The organism is Acidovorax sp. KPB24-07 (assembly GCF_057543315.1).
On record NZ_BAAJYS010000121.1, the window covers coordinates 1 to 10,826 of the forward strand.

9 protein-coding genes are annotated in these 10,826 nt (G+C 66.1%); 8 read left to right on the forward strand and 1 reads right to left on the reverse strand.

Features of this window, described 5'->3' with window-relative positions; genetic code table 11:
- Window positions 1-137: 137 nt before the first annotated feature.
- From AC27IQ_RS13595 to AC27IQ_RS13630, 8 genes are read left to right on the forward strand one after another with little or no spacing between them, the layout of a single operon-like run.
- Window positions 138-776 carry a hypothetical protein gene (locus AC27IQ_RS13595; RefSeq protein ID WP_487089777.1) on the forward strand — a complete coding sequence of 213 codons (639 nt, stop codon included), beginning with the start codon at window positions 138-140 and terminating at the stop codon, window positions 774-776.
- Complete coding sequence (locus AC27IQ_RS13600; protein WP_284429667.1) at window positions 773-1,402, forward strand: C39 family peptidase; 630 nt, start codon at window positions 773-775, stop codon at window positions 1,400-1,402. Before AC27IQ_RS13595 ends, AC27IQ_RS13600 begins: the two co-directional genes overlap by 4 nt.
- Window positions 1,395-2,318 carry a hypothetical protein gene (locus tag AC27IQ_RS13605; protein ID WP_317353342.1) on the forward strand — a complete coding sequence of 308 codons (924 nt, stop codon included), beginning with the start codon at window positions 1,395-1,397 and terminating at the stop codon, window positions 2,316-2,318. The genes AC27IQ_RS13600 and AC27IQ_RS13605 overlap by 8 nt, the downstream gene beginning before the upstream one ends.
- A 13-nt stretch (window positions 2,319-2,331) precedes the next feature.
- Entirely contained in the window at window positions 2,332-2,730 is a 399-nt protein-coding gene (locus AC27IQ_RS13610) for a hypothetical protein (protein WP_272565253.1), read from the forward strand.
- Between the two features lie 51 nt (window positions 2,731-2,781).
- Window positions 2,782-4,194, forward strand: coding sequence for a hypothetical protein (locus AC27IQ_RS13615; protein WP_487089778.1), 1,413 nt, complete (start codon window positions 2,782-2,784; stop codon window positions 4,192-4,194).
- Window positions 4,191-5,213, forward strand: a complete 1,023-nt coding sequence (locus tag AC27IQ_RS13620) for a polyprenyl synthetase family protein (RefSeq protein ID WP_487089779.1) — start codon at window positions 4,191-4,193, stop codon at window positions 5,211-5,213. The genes AC27IQ_RS13615 and AC27IQ_RS13620 overlap by 4 nt, the downstream gene beginning before the upstream one ends.
- Before the next feature lie 32 nt (window positions 5,214-5,245).
- Window positions 5,246-7,138 (forward strand): hypothetical protein, encoded by a 1,893-nt coding sequence (locus AC27IQ_RS13625; RefSeq protein WP_487089780.1) that lies wholly within the window; start codon window positions 5,246-5,248, stop codon window positions 7,136-7,138.
- 4 nt (window positions 7,139-7,142) lie between these two features.
- Window positions 7,143-9,701, forward strand: coding sequence for a hypothetical protein (locus tag AC27IQ_RS13630; RefSeq protein WP_487089781.1), 2,559 nt, complete (start codon window positions 7,143-7,145; stop codon window positions 9,699-9,701).
- 24 nt (window positions 9,702-9,725) lie between these two features.
- On the opposite strand, the gene AC27IQ_RS13635 is transcribed toward AC27IQ_RS13630, so the two are convergent.
- Window positions 9,726-10,826: M48 family metallopeptidase (locus AC27IQ_RS13635; RefSeq protein ID WP_487089782.1), on the reverse strand; the 1,101-nt coding region annotated here is incomplete at its 5' end.

Consider the following 10,826-nt stretch of genomic DNA (forward strand, 5'->3'; position numbering starts at 1 on the left):
TTTTTCGCCATGCCTGAACGAAAACGGGAACGTGTTGCGCCGTGGCCTTGACAAGAAAGCATTGCGCGGATGCACCGCTTCCGCTCTTGAATTGATTTGCCCGATGGTGATTTTTTCTTTCCTCAAAGGATATAGACATGAGCAGTGATCCATTCACCCAGATCCTCAACGAAATCCTGCAGGGACTCGTCACGCAGTTGAATGGGGAAATCGGTGGGGCCATCCGGGGCGCCGGTTATGACCCGTATCCCAACGTCGCCTCGGGGTCCGCCAGCATCGGAGTGGGCACGGCTTCTTATTCCGTCTCCAATCTCACGGGCATCTCGTCCCTGCAGATCCAGGACATGGTGGTTGGCAACGTCACTTCGTCCGGTGCCAGTATTTCCGGTACGGTGAATTTCCATGCGGTCCTGAACAGTTCCTTGAGCGCGCAGGCCGGTGGCAGCGTGAAGGTGCTGTTCGTCGATCCGGGCATCTCCGGCAGCATCCGGATCGACAACCCCAGCATCTCCGGCACGGCGCAGTTCCAGGCCGGCACGGCCGGCGGCAAGCTCTGCCTGAACCAGCTGTCAGGCATGAATGCGAACTTCAACTACGGCAACGCCTCGGTCTGGATCGATGGCCTGGGGCCGCTCAACTACCTGCTGCAGCCCGTGGAGAACCTGATTCTGGATGCGGCCAAGGGCGCCATCAGCGGGCTCATCTCATCGCAGATCAACAGCATCGTCAGTCGGGAACTGAACCAGGCGCTGCCCCAGTGCGTGCCTTTTCCATGAGGGTGAGGATCGAGCCGCTGGCCCGCACGACGCAGCGCATCGGCCCGATGTTTCCCGCCTGGCAGGAGGCCGGGGCGAGCACGGGGCAGGCGCTGAACCTGCCGCTGGAGCCGCAGCTGCGCACCAACTGGTGCTGGGCCGCGGTGACCTGTGCGGTCGCCGCGCACTACGGCGATACCTCCTGGCGGCAGGACACGCTGGCCTGGCGCGTTCTCGCGCCGGACGACGTGCTTCCCAACTGCCTGCCGCCACCCGCGCTTCTCCTGGAGCCCCGCTACGACCAGCAAGCCGCGATGGAGCGCACCCTGCGCTACGTGAACTGCCTGGCCGGATGGAGCAGTGGACGACCGCCGTTTCGCCGCCTGATGCGCGAGCTCGACGATGGCCGGCCGGTCGCGGTGGCGATCCGCTGGCATGCGGGGCCGCAGCATTACGTGCTGGTGGACGGCTACTGCCGAACGAAGCGCACGGTCTCGGTCGCCGACCCGCAATGCGGCCGCGCCACGGTCGATTTCGATGATTTTCCGTTGCACTACCGCCATGGCGGCGAGTGGATGGAAACCTACTGGACACACAACCCCCGATCGGCCAACCCGACACGCAAAGGAGAGGTGGAATATGAGTAGCTACGACGTCGCGCTGGTGCTGGATGCCGGCACCCTCAACCAGGGCATGACCCAGCTGTATGCCAATGCCCAGGCCAAGCAGAAGCTGTTCCAGGGCGTTCAGGACGTGGGCCAGATGGGCATCACCTCCGTCAACTGGAGCATCGATGCGGTGCCCCAGTTCGTGCTGGCGCCACCGACCCTCACGCAGTGGAACGACAAGAACACGTTCGTGCCGTCGGGCCAGACGAAGCCGAAAGATCCGACCGACCAGATGTTCCAGGTGCAGCTGGCGTCGGTGTCCACCACGTTCAACATGCAGAGCGGGCCGCCATCCCCGCTGACGTTCTCGTTCACCCTGTTTGCGCAGGTGACCGTGTCCGGCAACCAGATCCAGCTGGGATCGGTGGCGGTGCTGCCGGTCAATCCGACCGGCGCTACGGAGTTCATGCTCCAGGTGATCTGCGGGATCGTCTACACCAAGGTCCAGGCCCTGCTGCAGGGCTACCAGATCCCACCCAGCATCACGGTGGAAGGGCAGAGCTTCACCCCGCCGGTCATGACCGTCACCGGATCGCACCTGGTGCTGGCAAGCAACCTGGTGGCCAACGGCACGCCGGATATCAGCGGCGTGCAGTGGCCGCAGCAGGCGCTGGGTGTGCTCGTCGGCCGCAAGCTGCTGACCGCGCTGGTGGCCCAGTACAGCGGTGCGATCGTGCAGAAGATGGATGCCGCGCAGGTCAATGCCAGCGACAGCAACTGGACAGGAAGCTACTCGCTCGACGGCGGGATCAGCAACGCCTCCATCGCGGTGGCATCCACGCTGCCCAACATCAACATCACCGCCACCTTCGCCGCCACCGCCTCGGTGGGCGTTTCATGGTGGCTGGTGCCAGCCGCCTGCGCCCTGGAAGCCGCCTCGAACCTGCTGCCCTGATTGGAGCCACACCATGGTTGACTTTGCCAAAGCCGATTTCGCCACCAGCCCCACGCCGCTGACTTTCACCGTCGCCCCCGTGGTGTCGGGGTCGAACACCGTCCAGCTGCAGCTGCAGCCGCTGCCGAGCTTCACGATCACCTACGCCGAAGACGGCAGCGGGTGGGAGAAGTTCAACGCGGGGCTGCTCAAGCACGTGGCGACCACCATCATCGGCGTTGCCACGCCCTTCATCACATCCACCATCCAGAGCAAGGCGCAGGCCTATCTGAACGACAAAGCCTCGTTCCCGGTGCCGCCCATCCCCATCACGTTCGAAGGCATCAGTCTGAGTCTGACGGCGTCGAATCTGAACATTTCCGCCGCGGATGCGGACCACCTGCTGATCACGGCCACCGTCAATGTTTCCTGACCTGTCGTCCCCGCCCACCGGACCCGGTCACATCGCACGAGGAGAATTTTCATGAGCGCTGGAATGCAAGCTTTTCAAGCCGGCTGGATGAATCAGCCAGCTGCCACCCTGAACGCCGCCTTGCCCCGCCATATCGGGCTTGGGGACATCCCGATGCTGCCGCTGTCGCGCGCGCTCGACATGCCCGCGCAGGCCGGGTTCGCGCGCGGCTCGCTGGGCATCGACCTGTCGGGCATGCAACTGGTGCTGGCCGGCGACGGGCCGCTCGCGGTCGAATGCAGCAGCGATGCGCAAGGCCGCTGCGTGCTCGCCGTGCGCCTGCAGGGCATTGAACTGCAAGGCACGCACGCCCTGAAAGGCACGCAGATCTGGGAGACCGGACTGGATGGCGCCGGCACGGCCATGCCCATCGGGGCCCGGCGGCGCGGCGGCAGTGGGGACGACAACGCGCATCCCACCTGGATCCAGACCGCGAACGACCAGCGCGGGTTGCTGCAGAACGTGCCCGGCGGCAATGGACAGACGCTGCTGACCACCTACTCCAATCACCGGGCGGCCTTCAACGACGTGTTCAATGAGCAGAATTTCCAGGCGTACGCGTTCCAGCAAGGCTGGGGCAACTCCGCCGTCTCCGAAATGGCCGACGACACCAATACGGCGCTGACCGAGGGGGGGGTGGTCAACGATCCCGTCAAGACCTACTACAACTCGAGCACGGGAATCACCACCAACTACAACGGCCATGCCCAGAACCAGAAGCTGGGCCTGCTCACCACCCTGACCGCCATGGCCAAGGGCGCAGACCCCAACAATCCCACGGACCCCACCAACCCCTACAACCAGGCGGCCGCTGCGACCATGGGCTTTGGCTCGAGCATCGTGCAGAACGTCAAGGTGACGAACCCCAATGTGACCAAGATCGAAGACTTGCCCCCATTGCAGAAAGACGGCGTCTACGAATTGGTGCAGAACGGCACGCCGGCGCCAATGCCTTCGGTGGATGACGTGCATAACTTCCTGAATGGCAGCCCGATCGGCGGCCGCGATGCGCAGGGCAACAGCTGGACGTGGTCGCTCAGCGAGGACGAGCGCGCGTTCGTGCGCAAGCTCCAGGCAGACATCGCCGAGCATGCCGCGCGGGTGGCCGCGCAAAAGCCGGTGGCCCTGGTGACGGGGGCGCTGCACGCGCGCCTTGCATGCCATGTGTATCTGCAGTTCGGTGCGCAGGGCGACCAGGGCGTACCGACCCTGATTGACGGGCGTGTCGAGCTGGACGGCTTCGACCTGCACTTCGACGATGGCGCGTGGAACGGTGCCCTGGGCGACGGCCCGGCGCAGGCCGCGCGCGATGCCTTGTCCGAGGCGCGCTTCATCAAAAGCCTGGTGCACGACCGCATTGCCGATGCACTGGAGCGCGCGCTGGTCCAGCCGCTCGCCAGGGCCCTGCTGGATTCGCAGCCGTGAGGATTGGCGCCGCTGCGCCGGACCCGGTCCACGCCATCCTGCAGGGGCTGATGGCGGCGGACATGCAGGGCTTCAAGGGGAAATTGGACCAGGCGCTGCAGCCGCAGCAGGGCTATCTGACCGATGCGGAGATGTCGCTCTACCAGGGGGGCAAGAAGCTGCGCCCGCTGATGCTGCTGCTGACCGCGCGGCTTTTCCAGCCCGACGGCGAGTTGCCGAACAAGGTGCTGCGCGCCTCCGCGTCGCTGGAGATGCTGCATGTGGCGAGCCTGATCCACGACGACATCATTGACCACGCCTCGCTGCGGCGGGGCCACGCCAGCGTCAACGCCGCGCGCGGCACCGAGATGGCGATCATGATCGGCGACATGCAGTTCCTGCAGGCCGTGCGCTGCTTCGTCGATGCGATCGAGGACGAGAACGACATGCAGCTCGTGAAATGGGTGCTGGACTCGGCCTTCGACATCTGCCGCGGCGAGATCGACGAGATGACCACGCAGCCGTACTGGCATCCGGACTCGCTGATGAGCCGCTACCTCACCACGGTGGACCGCAAGACCGCCGTGCTGTTCGGCCTGGCCTGCGAGGCCGGCGCCGCGCTCATGCGCGCGCGCACCTCGGAGTTGCGCCGCCTCGGCTCTTTCGGTCGCTACATGGGCCGTGCGTTCCAGATGATGGACGACATCTTCGACCTCGCGCATTCCGATGCGGAAGCCGGCAAGTGCAGGGGCATCGACCTGCACCAGCGGCGCATCACCCTGCCCATCATCCATGCGATGAAGCTGTTCGGCGATGCGCACCCCATGGTGTGCTATCTGCGCGACACGCAGACGCCGCCGCCCGAGCAGATCAACGCCTGGGTCGATGAGATCCGCCGCTCCGACGCCTTCGCGCTGGCCTATGCCCAGGCGCGGGGTACCGCGCTGCAGGCTGTGCAGTACCTGCAGAACCTGCCCCACGGCCCGCACCTGAAGGCATTGCACGACATCACGTTGCATGTCGTGGACCGACCCTACTGACTGACCGCCAATATTTTCGAGAGGACGCCGCCATGGGCTTGCAGCTATTCCATTTCGTGTACGACACGTTGATGCAGAAGGCCAACGACAACGCGCCTGACAACAGCCTTTTCCTGCCGGTCGCGCTGTCCGGCATGACGGATGGGAGCGGCAACAAGTATCTGCCGCTGAAGGGCAATCAATGGAACCTGGACAACATCGGCGGCGCGCAGGACATCTCGGCCGACATGGCCACGTCCTGGTTCCAGGCCCTGTTTCCGCTGATCGGCCAGCTGAGCCTGCAGACCAACCCCACGCCCCCCGTCACGCAGCAGATGGTCGATGACGCCAAGGCCGCCGTGACCTACATCATGTCGCAGCACCTGAACGTGATTCCGTATCCCGGCGTGGGGCCGGATCTGGACGTGAGCAGCATCGAGATCCAGGGGCTGGCGAACATCCAGGTCAGTGGAGAGCCCCCGGCGGTCACCACCAGCAACGCCGGCTATACCGCGGAGATCACGCTGAACCTCAATGCCTACGCCTCCACGGGGCAGGACTGGAACCAGCCGCTGGCGCTGGCAGGCCCTGAAAAGGGAACGGACGGCACGACCAGCCCCCCCACTGCCTTCGACGGGCTGGGGTTCACGCTCAAGCAGTGCCTGTGCTTCGTCGACAAGCAGATGAACGTCGTCGCCCCGCCGCCGACACTGGGGCTCACGCTGTCGTCCGACCATGCGAACGGCTTCGAGTGCCTGGCCACGGGCATCGCGCTGCTGACCCTGTCGAACGCGAAGGTGGTTTCGGGAACGACCGTCGCCGTGAACGGCACCGGCAACAGCGCGGCGCTGCAGATCGACCTGAACACCGTCCAGCTCGTCGCGGTGCAAGGCACCACGCCCACGTTCACGCTGCAGAACCTGCAGTACCAGAGCATCTCGCCGGTGCCCTTTCCCGCCTACATCAACACCAGCGTCTTCTATGCGCCGTGGAGCCAGTTCTTCAAGCAGGTGCTGTCCACCGGGGATGCGGCCCAACTGCTGAGCACCCAGGTCAACAACGCGCTGATGGACTCGGGCAACCGGACCCAGGTCGGGAAGCTGCTCAACCAGCAGCTGAAGAACGCCTTCGACGACATCTTCGGCAGTACCCAGGTGGCAGGCAGCACCGTGGACACGGATGCGAACGCGGTGGACAAATACCTGTTCGACCGGGCGCGCGGCGCGCTCAACGACCCGAGCAGCTACGTCTATCTGCCGACCCTGGTGCTGGGATCGACATCGCCGGTACTGGAGCCCTACACCGCCGTCAACCTGAGCATTCCCGGCCCTTTCAAGACGTCGATCATGGGGCAGAACATCGCGCTGTCGGACATCGTGCTCCAGAGCCTGGCGGTCCAGGGGCTGTCGAACGTGGTGGCGCCTCCGAACAATATCGTCTTTGGGGGCGATCCCACCAATCCGCAGGCCAGCGCCACGCTGCTGCTGGGCACCATGAACCCCGGGCCGACGGTGAAAGTGAAGGGTGCCCCCCGCACGGTGCCCTCGCCGCCGGCCACAGCCAGCACCCCCTTCACCCTGAACGTGCAGGTCAACCAGAACGCCCCCATCCCGCTGAGCGGCACCCTGAACCTCAGCCTCCAGAACAACAGCAACACGCTGGGCATCCAGACCGCGCTGACCGCGTCGGGCGATACGCCGGACGACCTGGAGCTGACCTACAGCCAGATCCGGCTGGTGGCGGGCGACCAGGATGTGCTGCTCACCATCTCGCTGCCGGACGACGAGAGTGCCTATGCGATGTTCATCAATGCCTTCCTCAGCCAGTCGCAGTTGATCGAGCAGGTGGTGTCGGCGCTGAACGACGCTATTGCCGACAACCTGCAGCAGATCAGCGACGCGGCGACCCAGTTCGCCCGCTCGGCCTTGAAGAACCTGGGGCAGTGACGCCATGAGCAACGACATCTACACCACCCTCCAGGGCGTCCTGAAGACCGACGCGGCCAGCAAGGTCCTGCAACTGGCCCAAACCCAGTTTCCCGGACCGATCCAGACGGCGCTCGGCTACTACCTGAACGGCATCACGCTGCAGCTCGGCCCGTCCGCCAGCCTGGCGGTCGATCCCTCCAGCAAGCAATTGCAGCTGCAGGCGCAGCTCGACGGCGCCGATCTCGATCTGCAGGCGACCCCGAGCGGCGCCACGCTGACGCTCACCAGCAAGCAGTACACCGATGCGCAGGTGGTGCTGACGTTCAGCCGGGGCGACAGCGGCGTGGAAATGGTGCTGAGCGCCACCATGGGCGCGAGCCTGCAATGGCCGCTGCAAAGCCTGTGGCCTGCGGAACTGGACTGGACGCCGGCCAACCAGATCGCCTTTTCCCAGGGGCAGTTGACGCTGAGTTACGCCGCAGGTCCGTCCATCCAGTTCAACGGGCAAGGCGGCCTGCTGTATTCCGGGCAGCCTTTCCTGAACGCGGCGCTCAGCGTGCAGCGCACCGACCAGGGCGCGGGCGTCATGTTCGGCGCGGTGGTCCAGCAGTGGTCGCCGGGGTCGCTGTGGACGCCCCTGTCGGCACTGACCTTTAACGACAGCGGGGTGGTGGTGTCCACCATCGCGGGTCAGTCCGGCAGCCTGGCCTCGCTCGGCCTGCTGAGCGCGGACGATGTGCCCGCGATCGCGGCCGATTTCGATATCGCTCCCGGCTTCGTGCTGTTTTCGTCGTTGCAACTCACCGACTCCCTGAAGGCGATCGCCAACTTCATGGGCGACGTGTCGCAGCTGGCCTTGTTCGCCACCTATGCCAAGGACGGCGGCGACAAGACGCTCAAGGCGGTGCTGAAGAACACGTTCAGTGCCCAGGGCAACGGGGTGTTCGAGTTCGACGGCTTCAAGCTCGAATGGGAAGACCCGGGCCAGGGCAGCAGCAGCGCGAGCGCCAGTGCGTCCGGTGTCTTCCGGCCCGATGCCAGCACCGAGATCGCGCTGGGCCTGACGGGCAGCATCGTTCCGTCGCAGGGAGATCTGAGCATCACCCTCACGTTGCAGAACTGGAATCAGCCCTTTGGCCTGCAGACCGTGGACATCGTCGAGCTGCAGGGCACGGTGACGGTGGGTGCCGAGGCCGCCGGCGTGACGCTGAGCGCGGGCGGCGACTTGAAGCTGCAGAACCCCAAAGCGCCGCAGTACGAGTTCGACGTGGGTTTCGAAGTGGAGGTGGTGGATTTCGAGGTGCCCAACGGCATCGCGGTCTGGACGCAGGCCGACCAGCAGCCGATGCAGCTGTCCAATGTGTTCAACGCCGCCTTCGCGCTCGACTTCTCCCCGCAGACGCTGGACAACGACCACGAGCCCGAGATCGCCGACGTGGTGCGCTTTCTCGACGAGATCGTCAGCATCAAGCAGTTCACCTTCTGGTTCGTGGAAGGGGCGCAGCTGCAGAAGATCGGCGACCGAGGCCCGTTCCCGGCCGGCTTCGGGCTGCAGGCCGAGTTCAGCCTGCTGGACCAGGACGATGTGCAGGTGACGGCCACGCTGGCTGAGTCGGCCGATGCCAAGGCCGGCTTTTCCGGCTACATCCTGGTGCAGAAAGCGATTGCCTGGGGCAGTGTGTTTGCGCTGTCCGGCTGGGACCCCACCACCAGCAAGCCGAACGGCCAGGGTCCGATGCTGGCGATCGCCGCCACGCCGGATGGCATCGTGGTGCCGCAGATCAACGGCGGCAATCCGGTGCGCTTCTATTCGTCGCTGTACCTGAAGTTCCTGGACGTGGTGGAAGACCACCTCTACGCACTCGCCACCACCGACAACCAGTTCCAGCTGGACTATGCGGTGCAGAACGGCCAGCCGACGGGGGGCTGCGGCGCGTGGGCCGGCGACCGCATCACGTTCATGCTCAATCCGCAGGCCAAGCAGCTCAGCGCTTCGTTCGGCTTCAACTTCGGCTGGCACGACATCGAGTGGGACGGCATCACCCTTTGGGGCGTGACGCTGGTGCCCAAAATCCAGCTGCCCGATTTCAGCGTGGCGGCCGGCCTGGGCTTCTCGGCCTCGATGCAGGCGCTGGTGGTGACCGGGTATTTCGACTTCAGCCTGTTCGGACTCGACCTGCACCTGGGCGACGAGGCCAGCCCCTACACCCTGCTGAACGTGAACGTGGCCGGCGTCATCGCTCAGCTCAAGGACGTGGCGGGCCACCTGCTCACCGCGTTGAAGCAGGAGGCCTCGGCCCTGATCCAGGCGGTGCTGTCCGGCCTGAGCAGCTTCGTGGCCTGGGTCAAGGACCAGTGGCGCAACTTCGTCAACGGCCTGCAGCTTGTCGGCCAGATCCTGCAGGACCAGTTCAAGCAACTGGGCAAGGACCTCGCCTCGGTGCTGCAAAGCCTCGGCGCCCTGGCGGCCGAAGTGCAGCAGGCCATGGTCGCGCTGGGCTATGAGCTGGAGAAGGTGGCGGACTGGCTGGGCGACCTGTTCGGTTGCCCGATCAGCCACGGGTCCAATGCGCTGCCTTGATGTCGGCCAAGGCCGCCGCCCGGCTCAGCGGGCGCAGTGCGGTGCCCGGCCCTCGCGCAGCTCGGTCGCGCGCTGCACGGTGCCCGGGTGGCTGCTCAGCAGCGACAGCAGACCCTCGCCGCCGGGCTCGACGCCCGGTGAGCGTTGTTTTGGCGGATCGCTCTGGCCCTTGCTTTCCTGGGGCTTGCCCGCCGGGGCGCCGGGGTGCTTCTTTTCCTCGTCGTGCGCAATGGCCAGCAGCAAGTCGGCCATGGGCGCCGTGGGCAGGCGGGCCTGGCCCATGAGCGCGATGGCGTAGCAGTCGGCCTCGCGCTCGTGGTCGCGGCTGTAGGCCAGGCCGGTGAGCAGCGCGCCGCCGGTGGACAGCAGGCCCGACACATCCCCCAAGGCCAGTCCCAGACCGATGTTGAGCACGCCTTGCTCGACCACGGTGCGCGTGGTGTGGCGGTGCACGACATGGCCGATTTCGTGGGCGAGCACGCCGACCAGCGCGTCGTCGCTCAGGCCGTTCTTCGCGGCCGCCTGGGCCAGCCCGTCGGTCATCACCACGCGCCCGCCGGGCAAGGCGAAGGCGTTGGCGCCCATGCCCTGGCGGAACTCCAGCTGCAGGCGCGGCGTGTAGCCGCCATAGCGCGGCGGCAGGGTGCGCGCCTGCGCCGCCAGCGCATCGAAGCGCTCGCGCAACTGGGTCTGGCGCGCCGCGGGCAGGGTGCTGGCCTTGAGCGTGCCGTGGTCCATCTGCTGCATGGCGCGGTCCGCCAATGCGGCCTCCCAGGCGATCGGCACATGGCGCGTGAGCTGCGTGGCGGCCCAGGGCGTGCCGTAGCGGTAGAACAGCACCAGCGCGAGCACCGAGGCCAGCACGGTGGCGGCCAGCACGGTCCATCGGGTCTGCATGCGCTGCGCGATGCCGGGGCGGTGGCCGGCCGCGTGCATGGCGGCCTGCCAGGCGCTGACCGCTTCGATCTCCAGGCTGCCGTGGTCGCGCAGGTCCACCACGATGCGCGGTGGCGGGCGGTTCTCGCTCCAGGCCTCGGGCCAATCGACCTCGCGAAAGCCGAACACCCTGGGCGGGGCGCCGGGGGGCGAGGGGGTGCAGCGTGAGCGTGGGCCCGCGCGCGCCGG